This window comes from Mycolicibacterium flavescens, assembly GCF_001722335.1.
Taxonomy (GTDB): domain Bacteria; phylum Actinomycetota; class Actinomycetes; order Mycobacteriales; family Mycobacteriaceae; genus Mycobacterium; species Mycobacterium flavescens.
In genome coordinates this window covers 1-14,842 of sequence record NZ_MIHA01000004.1, presented here as the reverse complement: position 1 = coordinate 14,842, position 14,842 = coordinate 1, and the positions used below count along the sequence as shown (strand labels likewise).

The 14,842-nt window shown below is 69.5% G+C and carries 13 protein-coding genes and 1 pseudogene; 8 read left to right on the top strand and 6 right to left on the bottom strand.

Features of this window, described 5'->3' with window-relative positions; translation table 11 throughout:
* Positions 1-72: 72 nt before the first annotated feature.
* Genes qcrB through ctaE form a run of 4 tightly spaced genes read right to left on the bottom strand, consistent with a single transcriptional unit; the run spans position 73 to position 4,481 of the window.
* Complete coding sequence (qcrB, locus tag BHQ18_RS06340) at positions 73-1,776, bottom strand: cytochrome bc1 complex cytochrome b subunit (protein WP_069412754.1); 1,704 nt, start codon at positions 1,774-1,776, stop codon at positions 73-75.
* On the bottom strand, positions 1,773-2,987 hold the full coding sequence (gene qcrA / locus BHQ18_RS06335; RefSeq protein ID WP_069412753.1) for a cytochrome bc1 complex Rieske iron-sulfur subunit: 1,215 nt from the start codon (positions 2,985-2,987) through the stop codon (positions 1,773-1,775). The genes qcrB and qcrA overlap by 4 nt, the downstream gene beginning before the upstream one ends.
* Positions 2,984-3,820 carry a cytochrome bc1 complex diheme cytochrome c subunit gene (qcrC, locus tag BHQ18_RS06330; RefSeq protein WP_069412752.1) on the bottom strand — a complete coding sequence of 279 codons (837 nt, stop codon included), beginning with the start codon at positions 3,818-3,820 and terminating at the stop codon, positions 2,984-2,986. The genes qcrA and qcrC overlap by 4 nt, the downstream gene beginning before the upstream one ends.
* 49 nt (positions 3,821-3,869) lie before the next feature.
* Complete coding sequence (gene ctaE / locus BHQ18_RS06325) at positions 3,870-4,481, bottom strand: aa3-type cytochrome oxidase subunit III (RefSeq protein ID WP_069412751.1); 612 nt, start codon at positions 4,479-4,481, stop codon at positions 3,870-3,872.
* Between the two features lie 68 nt (positions 4,482-4,549).
* Between ctaE and trpD the strand changes: the two genes are divergently transcribed.
* Positions 4,550-5,617 carry an anthranilate phosphoribosyltransferase gene (gene trpD / locus BHQ18_RS28985; protein ID WP_234794095.1) on the top strand — a complete coding sequence of 356 codons (1,068 nt, stop codon included), beginning with the start codon at positions 4,550-4,552 and terminating at the stop codon, positions 5,615-5,617.
* On the opposite strand, the pseudogene BHQ18_RS06320 reads toward trpD, so the two are convergent.
* Positions 5,555-7,390: pseudogene (locus BHQ18_RS06320) on the bottom strand (DEDD exonuclease domain-containing protein); the annotation flags it as partial. The gene trpD and the pseudogene BHQ18_RS06320 sit on opposite strands and share 63 nt — an antisense overlap.
* Before the next feature lie 124 nt (positions 7,391-7,514).
* Here BHQ18_RS06320 and BHQ18_RS06315 point away from each other — a divergent pair.
* The 4 genes from BHQ18_RS06315 (at position 7,515) to BHQ18_RS06300 (ending at position 10,968) form a co-directional block, all read left to right on the top strand.
* Positions 7,515-7,718 carry a hypothetical protein gene (locus tag BHQ18_RS06315; protein WP_109789223.1) on the top strand — a complete coding sequence of 68 codons (204 nt, stop codon included), beginning with the start codon at positions 7,515-7,517 and terminating at the stop codon, positions 7,716-7,718.
* Between the two features lie 152 nt (positions 7,719-7,870).
* Positions 7,871-8,992 (top strand): peptidoglycan hydrolase RipC, encoded by a 1,122-nt coding sequence (gene ripC / locus BHQ18_RS06310; protein WP_069412749.1) that lies wholly within the window; start codon positions 7,871-7,873, stop codon positions 8,990-8,992.
* Positions 8,961-9,839 (top strand): peptidase, encoded by an 879-nt coding sequence (locus BHQ18_RS06305; RefSeq protein WP_069412748.1) that lies wholly within the window; start codon positions 8,961-8,963, stop codon positions 9,837-9,839. The genes ripC and BHQ18_RS06305 overlap by 32 nt, the downstream gene beginning before the upstream one ends.
* Position 9,840: 1 nt before the next feature.
* Positions 9,841-10,968, top strand: coding sequence for a glycosyltransferase family 4 protein (locus BHQ18_RS06300; protein ID WP_069412747.1), 1,128 nt, complete (start codon positions 9,841-9,843; stop codon positions 10,966-10,968).
* On the opposite strand, the gene BHQ18_RS06295 is transcribed toward BHQ18_RS06300, so the two are convergent.
* Complete coding sequence (locus tag BHQ18_RS06295; protein ID WP_069412746.1) at positions 10,965-12,764, bottom strand: AMP-dependent synthetase/ligase; 1,800 nt, start codon at positions 12,762-12,764, stop codon at positions 10,965-10,967. The two genes, BHQ18_RS06300 and BHQ18_RS06295, sit on opposite strands and share 4 nt — an antisense overlap.
* Before the next feature lie 92 nt (positions 12,765-12,856).
* Between BHQ18_RS06295 and BHQ18_RS06290 the strand changes: the two genes are divergently transcribed.
* The 3 genes from BHQ18_RS06290 to BHQ18_RS06280 form a co-directional block, all read left to right on the top strand.
* Entirely contained in the window at positions 12,857-13,246 is a 390-nt protein-coding gene (locus tag BHQ18_RS06290) for a polyketide cyclase / dehydrase and lipid transport (RefSeq protein ID WP_069413020.1), read from the top strand.
* A 55-nt stretch (positions 13,247-13,301) separates the two neighbouring features.
* On the top strand, positions 13,302-13,739 hold the full coding sequence (locus tag BHQ18_RS06285; protein ID WP_069412745.1) for an SRPBCC family protein: 438 nt from the start codon (positions 13,302-13,304) through the stop codon (positions 13,737-13,739).
* On the top strand, positions 13,736-14,842 hold a 1,107-nt coding region (locus BHQ18_RS06280; protein WP_084293917.1), incomplete at its 3' end, for an ArsA family ATPase. The genes BHQ18_RS06285 and BHQ18_RS06280, both read left to right, overlap by 4 nt.

The following is a 14,842-nucleotide window of genomic DNA, read 5'->3' as shown; positions in this document are numbered from 1 at the left end:
CCCGCCGACCCGACAAAAGACTGCGGGCCCCGCTCGAGATGAGCGGGACCCGCAGCCTGTCGTGGTTCTACGTCAGTGATGCCCGTTCGACGAGTCCCCGTTGGTCGAGCCGTTCGAGCTGTTACGCGCCTGGTGCTCGGCCAGCGCAGTGAGCGCCTTGCGCTCGCCCGCATGCTGCGCCGCCTCCAGCGCTTCGTGCTCCTCGATCGGATCGGCGTACAGGAAGCTGCCGGTACCGGGTGCCCCCGCCGAGCCGAGCTTGTTCATCCGCTTCGGCAGGGCGGCGCCCTGGTACTCCAACGGAATCGGATGACCGTGCTCGTCGACCGGGCCGAGCGGCTGGTGCAGCTCGATGTAGGCACCGTGCGGCAGCCGCTTGATGATGCCGGTCTCGATGCCGTGCTCGAGCACCTCGCGGTCGCTGCGCTGCAGGCCGATCGCCCAGCGGTAGGCGAGGTAGTACACGATCGCGGGCAGGACCACCATGCCGATCCGGCCGATCCACGTCGTCGCGTTCAGCGAGATGTGGAACTTCAGCGCGATGATGTCGTTCATCGCGCACAGCGTGAACAGCATGTACAGCGAGATCGCCGCCGCGCCGAACGCGGTGCGCACCGGTGCGTCACGCGGACGCTGCAGCAGGTTGTGGTGCGCGTCGTCGCCGGTGAGCTTCTTCTCGATGAACGGGTAGGCGATCAGCAGCATGAACACCAGGCCCATGAACAGCGCCACCCACGTCGACGCCGGAACCGTGTAGTTGCCGAAGTACAACTCCCACGGCGGGAAGATACGGGCCACACCCTCGGTCCACATCATGTAGAAGTCCGGCTGGCTACCCGCCGACACCTGAGATGGCTTGTACGGCCCCAGATTCCAGACCGGGTTGATCGTCAACAACCCGCCCATCAGGCCGAGGATGCCGACCGTCATCGCGAAGAACGCGCCGGACTTCACCGCGAACACCGGCATGACACGCACGCCGACGACGTTGGTCTCGGTGCGGCCCGGGCCGGGGAACTGGGTGTGCTTCTGGAACCACACCAGCGCCAGGTGCATACCGATGAGCGCCAACATGATTCCCGGTATCAGCAGGATGTGCAGCGCATACATTCGTGGCACCCAGATGCCGTACTCCATGCACTGGTTGCCGACGCCGCCGCACGGGAAGTCACCGCCGAACAGCGCCCAGTGCAGCCAGGTGCCGATCACCGGCATGCCCAGGCTGATCGACGAGAGCGCGGCGCGAAGGCCGATGCCCGAGAGCAGGTCGTCGGGCAGCGAGTATCCGAAGTAACCCTCGAACATCGCCAGGATCAGCAGCAGCGCGCCGATCACCCAGTTCGCCTCACGCGGCCGGCGGAACGCGCCGGTGAAGAAGATGCGAGCCAGGTGGACCATGATCGACGCGGCGAAAAGCAGTGCGGCCCAGTGGTGTACCTGCCGGACGAACAACCCGCCGCGGACCTCGAAGCTGATGTCGAGCGTGGTCTGGTAGGCCTTCGACATCTGCACACCGCGCAGCGGCTGGTAGACGCCGTTGTAGGTGACCTCGGCCATCGACGGGTCGAAGAACAAAGTCAGGTAGACGCCGGTGATGAGCAGGACGATGAAGCTGTACAACGCGATCTCACCCAGCAGGAAGGACCAGTGGGTCGGGAACACCTTGTTCAGCTGGCGCCGCACCGCCGCCGACGGGTGGTAGCGCGAATCGATGGCATTGCCCTGTGCCGCAGCGACTTCGGCGAGCTTCGGCGGTTTCGGCAGTGATGGACTCATATCGATTTCCGTTCCCAGAAGGCCGGCCCGACGGGTTCGATGAAGTCGCCGTTGGCGACCAGATACCCGTCCTGGTCGATGGTGATGGGCAGCTGCGCCAACGCGCGCGCAGCCGGGCCGAATATGGGTTTAGCGAAGTGCAACGCGTCGAACTGCGACTGGTGGCACGGGCACAGGATCCGGTAGGTCTGCTGCTCGTAGAGCGACGACGGGCAGCCCAGGTGTGAACACACCTTGGTGAAGGCGAACAGTTCGCCGAAGTTGAAGCTCTCCTGACCCTTGCGCTTGACCACCCGCGGAAGATCCTGCGGCTTGATCCTGATCAGCATGACCGGGTTGCGCACGCCCATCGAGATCTCGGCCAGCTTGTGGTGCGACTCCGTCGTGGTGCCGTCACCGTCGGACTCCCGCCACGGGAACACCGTCTCCATACCGCCGGCGTCGATGTCTTCGGGCCGCATCTTGGTGAAGGTGCCGCTGCCCGTCGAGCGCGCCAGGAAGATCGTCTCGCCGTGATAGCGCGGGGTCCAACCCGAGGTCCACAGCACGGCCTTCTTGCCGTCGGCGGTCGGCACCACCGGCTTCCACGGGTTCTTGATCAGGCCGCCGGCGAACGCGACGAGCGTGCCGAGCCCGAACGCGCCGAGCCCGATGCCCAGCGACAGCCCGACCAGCTTGCGGCGCTTGATCGTCGAACCCTCGAGCGCGTCGCCCAGGTTGGCCACCACGGTGCGACGCTGGATCTCGGGGGAGGAGCCGTCATGGCGCTCCTGGATCGAGATCTCCTCGGGGATGAACTTCTTCTGGTACATCACCGCGCCGATGCCGATCGCCAGGATCGACAGCCCGAAGGTCAGGCCGTACATCGGGGTGGCGAGGCTGAACATAAACTCGCCCTCGGAGCCGTGCGGCTTGTACTCCCACGGCCAGAACAGGAACACCACCAGCAGCGCCAGGCCCGAAAAGCCGCCCAGCAGAAGCCAGTACGAGACGATGCGCTGCGCGCGCTTCTCGGCCTTGGTGCCCTCGACCGGCCACCGGGACTCCTTGTGGACGATCTCGACGCCGTCCATCTTTCCGCCGAGCTCGAGCAGTTCCTCCCGCGACATTGCGGCCAGTTCGGCGTCGCTCGGCTGCCCGGGTACGCCCGCGTGACCGGGTGCGTCGGTGCCCTTCGGGGTCTTCTCTGCGCCGTTACCCGGCTCGCTCATGCTCGCGCTCCGATCCACAGGGCCGCGACGATGACGGCCACCATGCCGATGATCCAGGCCGCCATGCCTTCGGGCGCCGGGCCGAACCCGCCGAGGCCGTAGCCGCCGTAGCTGGGCGTCTCCGCCGATTCGCGGACGTAGGCGACGATGTCGCGCTTCTCGTCCGGTGAGAGCTGCCGGTCGGAGAACTTCGGCATGTTCTGCGGGCCGGTCAGCATCGCGGTGTAGATCTGCGCCGGTGTCGCGTCGCCGAGGTCGGGGGCGTACTTGCCCGACGACAGGGCGCCGCCCTTGCCGGTGAAGTTGTGGCACGAGGCGCAGTTCAGGCGGAACAGGTCACCGCCGCGGGCGACGTTGTCGCCGATCAGCGACTGCGAGGCGATCTCGCCGTTGTCGTCGCGCGGAGCGACCGGGCCGCCGCCGTTGGCCTGGATGTAGGCCCCCAGCGCATCGGTCTGCGCCTCGTCGAACTGCGCGGGCTTCTGCGGCGCCTGCGCCTCACCGCGCATCGCCGGCATGCGGCCGGTCGAGACCTGGAAGTACACCGCGGCGTCACCGACGCCGATCAAGCTCGGACCGCGGTCGGCGACACCCTGCAGGTTGGCACCGTGGCAGGTGATGCACGACGTGTCGTAGAGCTGCTTGCCGGTGCGCAGCAGCGCCGACTGGGCCTCGTCGGCGACCGCGACCTGCGGTGCGGGGGTGAGGGTGGCCGCGAGACCACCGGCGACGGTCAGTCCGAGCAGCAGCAACACCGCCGCTGACAGACGCCGGCGCAGCCGACGGTGCCTCAACGTCGCCGAGCTACCGGCTCCGGGGGCCTTCTCGGTCATCGAACCTCTTCTCTCGTCGGGCGCAAAGGGGAAAGCGGCGAGCCGATCTTCATCGGACGAAGTAAATGACAGCGAACAGCGCGATCCAGACGATGTCGACGAAGTGCCAGTAGTACGACACGACGATCGCAGCGGTGGCCTGCGCCGGAGTGAACTTGCTCATCTTGGTTCGCGCCAGCAGCAGCAGGAAGGCGACCAGGCCGCCGATCACGTGCAGGCCGTGGAATCCGGTGGCCAGGTAGAAGACCGAGCCGTAGGCGCTGCTGGAGATCGACGTGCCGTGCTTGACCAGCTCGATGTACTCGTAGCCCTGGCCGAGCACGAAGAACAGACCCATCGCGAACGTGAGGGTGTACCAGCGGCGCAGACCGAACACGTCGCCGCGCTCGGCGGCGAACACGCCCATCTGGCAGGTGAACGACGACGCGATCAGCACCAGCGTGACCGGCACTGCCTGCACGAGGTTGAGCTCGGTCGGCGCCGGTGGCCAGTCGCCACCTGCCTGCGACCGGGCGGTGAAGTACATCGCGAAGAGTCCAGCAAAGAACATCAACTCGCTGGACAGCCACACAATCGTGCCGACACTGACCATGTTCGGTCGGTTCAGCGAATGCACCCGCGATGTGATGGCGGTTCCGGAGGTCCCAACAGCGCTCGTCACAGGTGCAAGTATGACGCTTTGTAGTTGTTGATCTCCACCCGGGTCGGGTGTTTCGTAATAATCGCGTTGTGGTCTCAGCTGAAAAACACGAATCCCTCGCCTGGCCCCGCATCCTGGGCCGGCTGACAACCGGCCAGTCCCTCGAGACGGGCCAAGCGGCCTGGGCGATGGACCAGATCATGACCGGCACGGCGACGCCCGCGCAGATCGCCGCCTTCGCCGTGTCGATGCGGATGAAAAGCCCGACATCGGCCGAGGTCACCGAACTGGCCGACGTCATGCTCAAACACGCGCGGCGGGTGCCGACCGATGCCTTCGGCACCGACACCGTCGACGTGGTCGGCACCGGCGGCGACGGCGCCAACACCCAGAACCTGTCGACGATGGCGGCGATCGTGGTCGCCGCCGCGGGCGTGCCGGTGATCAAGCACGGCAACCGGGCGGCGTCATCGCTGTCCGGCGGCGCCGACACCCTCGAGGCGCTCGGGGTGCGCATCGACCTCGGTCCCGACGAGGTGGCCCGCAGCGTCGCCGAACTCGGTATCGGGTTCGCGTTCGCGCCGCAGTTCCACCCGTCGTACCGGCACGCCGGTGTGGTGCGCCGCGAGATCGGGGTGCCGACGGTGTTCAACCTGCTCGGCCCGCTGACGAACCCGGCCACCCCGCGCGCCGGTCTGATCGGCTGCGCCTGGAGCGAACTGGCCGAGGTGATGGCCGGGGTGTTCGCCACGCGCCGCTCCAGCGTGCTGGTGGTGCACGGCGACGACGGCCTCGACGAGCTGACCACCACCACCACGAGCACGATCTGGCGGGTGCAGGCCGGCACGGTCGAGCGGTTGAAGTTCGACCCGGCGGCGTTCGGGTTCCAGCGCGCCGAGGTGTCCGAACTGGTCGGCGGGGACGCCGAGGCCAACGCCACGTCCGTGCGCGCGGTGCTCGGTGGCGCCACCGGTGCGGTCCGCGATGCGGTGATCCTCAACGCGGCCGGCGCCCTGGTCGCGCACGCCGGGCTATCCAGCGACGCCAAATGGGTTCCTGCCTGGGAGACGGGGCTGGCCAAGGCGACCAAGGCCATCGACTCCGGGGCGGCCGAACAGCTCCTCGCGCGTTGGGTGCGGTTCTCCCAGAAAGCTTGACGAGCTGGCCCTGTCGAACTGTTCGGCGGCCGCCCGGGCCGACCGCGCCGAGGCGGCCCACCCCGACCAGCGGCCGGCGGCGCGCACCGGCGAGCAGTAGCCGGACTCGGCGCGCACGATCCGCACACCCGGCTGCTGCAGCCAGCGCGCGATGAGGGCGGTCTCCTCGACCAGCGCCCCGCCCAGCGGCGCCGGTATGGGCAGGATCGCCTGTGCGCCGGCGCAAATCGCGTCGACGACCGGCATCGGTGGCACACCGCGCGGCGCGTTGCCCGCGGCGGCGAGCTGGCCGCTGCGGATCACGGCGAGGTGCCAGCCGCCTGCGCTGTCGGGGCGTGCGGCCACCAGCTCAGGGACGGCGGCCAGCGCGCGCAGCCGCTGCCCGCGCCACAGCACGTCGATCGTGGTGGCCGCGTGGTCCCGCAGCCGCGCCGCGGTCTCGTACCGGGCCCGGGCCGCGAGGTCGGCGACCTGCGCGAGGATCGCGCTCAGCGCGTCGTCGTCGTGGCCGGAGATGACCGCCCGCGCCCGGGCGACGGCGTCGGCGTAGTCGGCCGCACCGATGCCGCGCGCCGCAGGGCACGGCGACAGTTCGCGTTGCGGGCACGCCGGACCGTGTACGGCTGCGCGCGCGAGTTTCTTTGTGCAGGTGCGGATTCCGGTGAAGCGGGCCAGTAGCGCGGCGGTCTCCACGGCGTCCGCGCGCACCCGGAACGGCCCGATCGCCGACTCGAAGTCGTGCGGGCGCGCCGCGGTGTGCGACTGCGTGGCGCGCACCGCCGAGAAGCGCGGGAACGCCTCGTCGGTCAGCACCACCCACCACCACCGCTGCGGGAACTTCGACCGGCGGTTGTAGGGCGGCGCATGCGCGGCCAGCAGCCGCAGTTCCCGCACCCCGGCCTCCAGGTCGTGCGCGCACTCGACGTGGTCGACGGCGGTGGCCAGTGAGGCCATCTCCTTCATCCGGGTGCGGGTGTCGGAGCCGTTGAAGTACTGGTTGACCCGGCGGCGCAGATCCACCGCGGTACCGACGTAGAGCACCTCGTTGCCCGGCCCGCGGAACAGGTACACCCCGGGACGGCGCGGTAGCCCGGTGGCCAGGCGCCGGTTGCGGCGCTGCGCCGGCGTCACGTCGGGCAGATACGCGCGCAGGTCCGAAAAGGTGTGCACGCCCTGGTTGCCGACCCGCTCGAACAACCCGTGCAGCACGTCGACGGTGGCGCGCGCGTCGTCGAGCGCGCGGTGCGTGGGCGTGGTGGCCGAACCGAACAACCGGGCCAGCGCCGAGAGCCGCACGCTGGGCGCCTCGTCGCGGGTGAGCACCCGGCGCGCCAGTTTCACCGTGCACAGCACCGGCGGGCGCGGCCAGGGCAGCTGGCAGTGCTCGGCGGCCGCGCGCAGGAACCCGATGTCGAAGCCGGCGTTGTGCGCGACCAGCACCGCGCCGCGGGAGAACTCGAGGAACGCCGGCAGCACCGACTCGATGCGCGGCGCGTCGCACACCATCGCGGTGGTGATCCCGGTCAACTGCACGATCTGCGGCGGAATGCTGCGCCCGGGGTCGACCAGTGTGGCCAGTTCACCGAGGACGACGCCGCCGCGCACCTTGACCGCGCCGATCTCGGTGATCGCGTCGGGCTGGTCACCGCGGGCGCGGCCGCCGGTGGTCTCGAGGTCGACGACGACGAACGTGGTGTCGTGCAGCGAGGCCTCGGCGACATCCAGCTGAGCACCCAGCTGAGCATCGACGTCAGCGAAGCTCAACTGGTCCATGCGATGACCGTAGGAAACCCCACCGACAGCGGCGGGTTGCCACGCGGCCGCGGTGTTCTTCTCGGTGGTTCTGTCGGTGGCCCCCGTTAGCGTCGGCGCAGACACCGACCGAGAGGAGCCATTGGTGGGCACGGTGAAGATCGACTGCGACGACTGCGCGGTCCGCGGACCAGGTTGTCAGGACTGCGTGGTGAGCGTTCTGCTCGGCGTCCCCGAGACGTTGCTGGACGACGAGCGTCAGGCGTTGGAGGTGCTCGCCGAGGTCGGCCTGGCCCCGCGGTTGCGGCTCGTTCCCATTCGGCGGGAGGGCACCACCGGTGTCGCCTAGACGAACGCACCGGCACCGCTTTGGGAAAGATCGCTGAGGCGGCTGTTAAATTTGCGTCTTCTGTTGGACAACCCCGATGCCGTTTCGTAACCTGTCTGAGACCTAAGCGCAGTTCGACACGGCTTCGTCTCGGAAGTTGAAGGACGCAAATCTTGAGGCTCGACCGCACGCATTGGATCAAGCGCGGATTTCGACGACCCCTCATCAGTGTGATAGCTGCCGTCACCGTCCTCGGCGGAATGTTCGCCGGCAGCGTCGCGGCCGACCCCGCCGACGACGCGTTGGCGAAGCTGAACGAGCTGTCCCGGCAGGCCGAGCAGACCACCGAAGCCATGCATTCGGCGCAACTCGATCTCAACAACAAGCTGGCCATCCAGCAGACCGCGGAAGCCAAGCACGCCGCCGACGCCGAGGCCGCCGCGAAGGCCAAAGAACAGCTGGCTAACTTCCAGGCCTCGGTCGACAAGGTCGCCGCCGCCCAGTACATGGGTGGGCGCACCGACGGTTTCGACGCGATGCTCACCGCGAAGTCGCCGCAGGGCCTCATCGACCAGTTGTCGGTGCAGCGGGTGATGGCCGCCGAGATGTCCGCCCAGATGAAGAACTACCGCGAAACCGGCCGCAAAGCCGCGCTGGCCGAACAGGAATCGGCCAAGTCGGCCGCCGAGGCCAAGACCGCCGCCGAACAGGCCGCCGCGGTCCGCGCGGAGCTGCAGTCCAAGCAAAGCCGCCTGCAGGTGCAGATCGCGGTGGTCAAATCCCAGTACGAGGCCCTGACCCCGGGCCAGCGGGAAGCGCTGGCCGCGATCCCGCCCCCGCCGCCGATGCCCGCACCCGCGCCGTTGCCGCCGGGCGCCGATCCCGCGATCATCGCCGCGCCGCCGGCACCCGGTGCGATACCGCCGGGCGACATGGCGCCCCCGCCGGGCGGGCACTCCGCGACCGTCATCCAGGCCGCGCTCAGCCGCATCGGCTCGCCGTACTCGTGGGGCGGGTCCGGCCCGAACGCGTTCGACTGCTCGGGCCTGGTGATGTGGGCGTTCCAGCAGGCGGGCATCTCGCTGCCGCACTCCAGCCAGGCGCTGGCAAACGGCGGGCAGTCCGTGTCCCGGGACCAGATGCAGCCCGGTGACCTGGTCACCTACTACTCCGACGCCTCGCACGTCGGCATCTACATCGGCGACGGGATGATGGTGCACGCCTCGACCTACGGCACCCCGGTGCGGGTCGCCCCGGTGGACAATGCGCCGATCCACAACGTCCGTCGGTACTGAAGCGTCCGCCGGTACTAGAGCGTCCGCCGTCACCGACACCCGCGCGCGCAACAGGGCCAGGCTGGCCGCGCTGCTGATCGCCGAGCTGCTCTGCGCGGTGCTGCTGCTCGACCGCGGCGGCGCCACACCCGACCGCGGCCCCGGCACGACCGAGGCCGCCCCGGCCGCGCTGACGACCCCGACCGCCACGACGCGCGCCCAGACCCTGTCCGACGGGCGCACCGTGCACTACGCCGGCCTCGGCGGACAGCGCGCCGAGCACCTGATCGCGCGCGTCGCCGCGGAGATGGACGGGGCCGCCGCCGCGGTCACCGCGTTCTGGGGTCCGGACTGGCCGCGCGCGGTGACGATCGTTGTCGCGGGTACCGACGCGCAGTTCGCCGCCGTCGGCGGCGGTGACGCGGCGACGGCGGCGACCACCACCGACGACCGCATCATGTTCGCGCCCGGCGCCGCCGACATGAGCCCGCAGGCCCTGCGAATCGTGCTGCGCCACGAGCTTTTCCACTATGCGGCGCGGGCCCGGACCGCCGCCGACGCGCCGCGCTGGCTCACCGAGGGGATGGCCGACTTCGTCGGCAGACCCGCGGCGCCCCCGCCGGCGGGAACTGCGCTCAGCCTGCCCACCGACGCCGACCTGTCCGGCCCCGACCGCTCATCGGCCTACGACCGCGCCTGGTGGTTCACCCGGTTCGTCGCCGACCGGTACGGGGTGGGCGCCCTGCGCGAGCTGTACCTGGCGGCGTGCGCACCGGGGCACCCGGACGTCGCGACCGCGATCCGCGACACCCTGGGTGCCGGCCAGGCGACGGTGCTGGCACAGTGGCGGCAGTGGGCGGGGAACTAGCGTGACCCGAGTTCTGCTGGTCACCAACGACTTTCCGCCGCGCCGCGGCGGCATCCAGTCCTACCTGCAGGAACTCGTCGACCATCTGGTGGCCGCCGGCGGCCACACGGTCACCGTGTACGCGCCGCGCTGGAAGGGGTCCGACGACTTCGACGCGCAGGCGGACTACGAGGTCGTTCGCCACCCCGGCACGCTGATGCTGCCCGAACCGACGGTGATGTCGCGGATGCGCCACCTGATCGACACCCACGCGGCCGACACGGTGTGGTTCGGTGCAGCCGCGCCGCTGGCGCTGATGGCACCGCTGGCGCGCGCCGCGGGGGCACACCGGGTGATCGCCAGCACCCACGGCCACGAGGTGGGCTGGTCGATGCTGCCGGTGGCCCGGACCGCGTTGCGGCGCATCGGCGACGGGACCGACGCCGTCACCTACGTCAGCAAGTACACCCGCGGGCGTTTCGCGTCGGCGTTCGGCTCCCGCGCCGCGCTGGAACACCTCCCGCCCGGCGTCGACACCGACCGCTTCGCGCCCAACGAGGTGGCCCGCGCCGAACTGCGCGCCCGGTACCGGCTCGGCAACCGGCCGGTGGTGGTGTGCGTTTCGCGGCTGGTGCCGCGCAAGGGCCAGGACATGCTGATCCGGGCGCTGCCGGCCATCCGCCAGCGGGTGCACGGCGCCGCGCTGGTCATCGTCGGCGGCGGCCCCTACCGGTCGTCGCTGCAGCGGCTGGCGCACAGCTTCGGGGTCGCCGAGCACGTCGTGTTCACCGACGGGGTGCCCGGCGGGGAACTGCCCGCCCACCACGCGATGGCCGACGTGTTCGCGATGCCGTGCCGCACGCGCGGCGCCGGACTGGACGTCGAGGGGCTGGGCATCGTGTTCCTGGAGGCGTCGGCCAGCGGAGTTCCGGTGGTCGCGGGCCGCTCCGGCGGCGCCCCCGAGACCGTCCGCCACGGCGAAACCGGCCTGGTGGTCGACGGCTGGGACGTCGGCGCGATCGCGGCCTCGGTCAGCGAGCTGCTGGCCGACCCCGACCGCGCGGGCCGGATGGGGCAGGCGGGCCGGCGCTGGGTGGTCGACCAGTGGCAGTGGCACACCCAGGCGCAGCGCTTGGCGGGCCTGCTCTAGCCCGAGTAGAGCGCCTCGATGTCGCTGGCGAACTTCTGCGCCACGACCTTGCGCTTGACCTTCATCGTCGGGGTCAGCTCGCCGGTCTCCTCGGTGAAGTCGACGGGCAGGATCTTGAACTTGCGGATCGCCTCGGCCTTCGACACCGCCAGGTTGGCTTCCTTGATCGCCTGATCGATCTCGGAGAGAAGATCAGGGTCGGTGGCCAGGTCGCCGACCGATGCGTCGGCGCTCTTGCCGTTGCGTTCCTTCCAGCCGACGATCGCCTCGGGGTCGATGGTGATCAGCGCGGCGACGAACGGTTTGGCGTCGCCGACCGCCATCGCCTGGCTGATCAGCGGGTGTGCCCGCAGCCGGTCCTCCATGATCGCGGGGGCGACGTTCTTACCGCCCGCGGTCACGATGATCTCTTTCTTGCGTCCGATGATGGTCAGGAAGCCGGCGTCGTCGATCGCGCCGAGGTCACCGGTGTGGAACCACCCGTCGGAGAACACCGCGTCGGTCTCCTCCTGGTTGCGCCAGTACCCGGAGAACACCACGCCGCCCCTGACCAGCAGCTCGTCGTCGTCGTTGATGCGCATGCTGTTGCCCGGCAACAGCTTTCCGACCGAACCGATCTTGAGGTCGTCGATCCGGTTGACGGTGATCGCGGCGCTGGTCTCGGTCAGGCCGTAGCCCTCGTAGATGGTCAGCCCGACACCGCGGTAGAAGTGACCCAGCCGCGCGCCCAGCGGAGCGCCGCCCGAGATCGCGCCGCGGCAGTCCCCGCCGAGCGCCGCGCGCAGCTTGCGGTAGACCAACCGGTCGAACACCGCGTGCTTGGCCCGCAGCAGCAAGCCTTGCTTTCCGGTGTCGAGGGCCTTGCTCCACTCGATCGCCGTCTCGGCCGCGACCGCGAAGATCTTGCCCTTGCCGTCGTTGCGGGCGTTCTGCTCGGCGGTGTTGTAGACCTTCTCGAACACCCGCGGCACCGAGACCACCAGCGTCGGCTTGAACACCGCGAACGTCGGGACCAGGTTCTTGATGTCGCTGGTGAAGCCCAGCGTCACCTTGTTGGTGAACGCGGCCAACGTGATGGCCCTCGCCAGCACGTGCGCCAGCGGCAGGAACACCAGCATCTTCTCGCCCTTGGTGAGCAGGCCCGGGAAGCACTCCTTGGAGCCACGGATCTCGTAGACGAGGTTGGAGTGGGTGAGCTCGCAGCCCTTGGGGCGCCCGGTGGTGCCCGAGGTGTAGATCAGCGTCGCGGGGTCGGCGGCGCGCAGCGCGGACAGCCGGGCGTCGAGCTCCTTGGGGTCGAGCCCCTTGCCGGCCTCGGCGAGTTCCTCGAGCGCCGGGGTCCCGCCGCCCTCGATGCGCAGCACCTCGCGCAGTGCGGGCAGTTCGTCGGTCAGGTGCGCGATCTTGTCGGCGTGCGTATCGGTTTCGACGATGATCAGCACCGCCTCGGAGTCGGTGAGCACGAACTTGACCTGCTCGGCGGAGTTGGTCTCGTAGATCGGCACGGTCAGGGCCCCGGTGGCCAGGATCGCCAGATCCAGGATCGGCCATTCGTAGCGGGTCGCCGACAGCAGCGCGACGCGGTCACCGGCCTTGACGCCCTTGGCGATCAGGCCCAGCGCGGCCGACCGGATCTGGGCGGCGGCCTGGCTGCAGGTCACGTCGGTCCAGCTGCCGTCGACCAGGCGTCGGAAGATCACATGGTCGGGGTCGTCGCGCTCGTGAGCGAACACCGAGCTGACGACGTTGTCGTTCTCTTCGACGGTGAACGACGCCGGCACACTGAACTCACGCACGATCTTGACCTCTCGGTTCGACTGCTCTGCTCACGGCCAGCCTAGTCGGCCAGAGGGCGCCCGATCCGGCTCATATGTGAAGCTGGTAAATGATGAACAGCATCCAGATCGCCGACGACACGTTCGTCGCCGCCGACCCCGTCGAGGTCGGCCGGTATGTCGCCGAGACCGCGAGTTGGCGCCGGTGGTGGCCCGACCTGCGGCTGACCGTGGTCGAGGACCGCGGCGAGAAGGGGCACCGGTGGACGGTGACCGGGGCGCTGACCGGCACGATGGAAATCTGGCTGGAGCCGGTGCTCGACGGCGTCGTCCTGCACTACTTCCTGCACGCGGAACCGTCGGGGGTGTCGGCGCACCAACTGGCGAAGATGAACCTCGCGAAGATGAACCACCGCCGCCGGGTCGACGGCAAGGTGATGGCCTTCGAGGTCAAGCAGCGCCTCGAGGCCACGCGCCCGGTCGGCGTATCGCGCCTGGCCTGAGCGCCGGGTTACACAAGGGACGGGGCACTGCCGACCGGGAGGGTAGATTTTTCACGTGGCGGACAAGACGGCGCAGACCATCTACATCGACGCGGACCCCTCGACGGTCATGGACGTCATCGCCGACATCGGCTCCTATCCGGACTGGGTGGCCGAGTACAAGGAGACCGAGGTACTCGAGACCGACGCCGACGGTTATCCGAAGACGGCGCGGCTGGTGCTCGACGCCGCGGTGCTCAAAGACACCATGGTGTTGTCCTACGTGTGGCCGCCGGACCGTACCTCGGTGACGTGGACGCTGGTGTCGAGCTCGCTGCTGAAGGCGCTGGACGGGGCATATCGGTTGAAACCCAAGGGATCTGGCACCGAAGTCACCTACGAACTGGCGGTGGATCTGATCATCCCGATGATCGGGCTGCTCAAGCGCAAGGCCGAACGCAGGCTGACCGACACCGCGCTCAAGGATCTGAAGAAGCGAGTCGAGGCTGAGTGAGCGTCCACGTCGCCGACCCGACCGCCGTCGCCCGCATCAGCCTGTTCGTCGGCAAGGGCGGGGTCGGCAAGTCGACGCTGGCGACCGCGACCGCCGTGCGCGACGCCCAGGCGGGCCGTCGGGTGCTTCTGGTCTCGACCGATCAGGCGCACTCGATCGGTGACGTGCTCGGCACCGCGGTGACCCCGACCGGGTTGCGCGAACCGACCCGCGTGCTCACCGAAATGGACGCCGACAGCGACGCGAGCCGCGGCGGCTTTCTTGATGCCCTTGCGCTGGACACCCTGGCACTGCTGGCGGCGCGCTGGCGTGAGGTGGTCGACCTGCTGGCCGGCCGCTTCCCCGAGTCTGAACTGGAAACAGTTGCCGCAGAGGAGCTTTCAGCACTTCCCGGTGTCCAGGAGGTGCTCGGCCTCCACGAGGTGGGGGAGCTGGCCGCCTCGGGCCGGTGGGACCGCGTCGTGGTGGACTGCGCCTCGACCGCTGACGCGCTGCGCATGCTGACGCTGCCGGCGACGTTCGCCCTGTACCTGGAGCGGGCCTGGCCGCGGCACCGACGGCTGTCCACCGGCGCCGACGACGCGCGCGGCGCGGCGGTGGTCGACCTGCTCGAGCGCATCAGCGCCGGCACCGAACAACTGGGCGCCCTGCTCACTGACGGGGCGCAGGTCAGCGCGCATCTGGTGATGACCGCCGAACGGGTGGTCGCCGCGGAGGCCGCGCGCACCCTGGGCTCGCTGGCGCTGATGGGCGTGCAGGTGACCGAGTTGATCGTCAACCAGATTCTGGTGCAGGACGATTCGTATGAGTACCGCAACCTGCCCGAGCATCCCGCGTTCGACTGGTACACCGAGCGGATCTCCGAACAGCGCGCGGTGCTCGACGAGCTCGACACCACGATCGGCGATGTCCGGCTGGTCCTGGTGCCGCATCTGGCCGGCGAGCCGATCGGGCCCAAGGCGCTCGCTGAACTGCTCGACTGCGCCCGCAACCGCGAGGGCTCGGCGCCGCCGGGCCCGCTGCGCCCCGTCGTCGACCGCGAGTCCGGCTCCGGGCTCGAAGCGGTCTACCGGCTGCGGCTAGAGTTGCCGCAGGTCGACTCC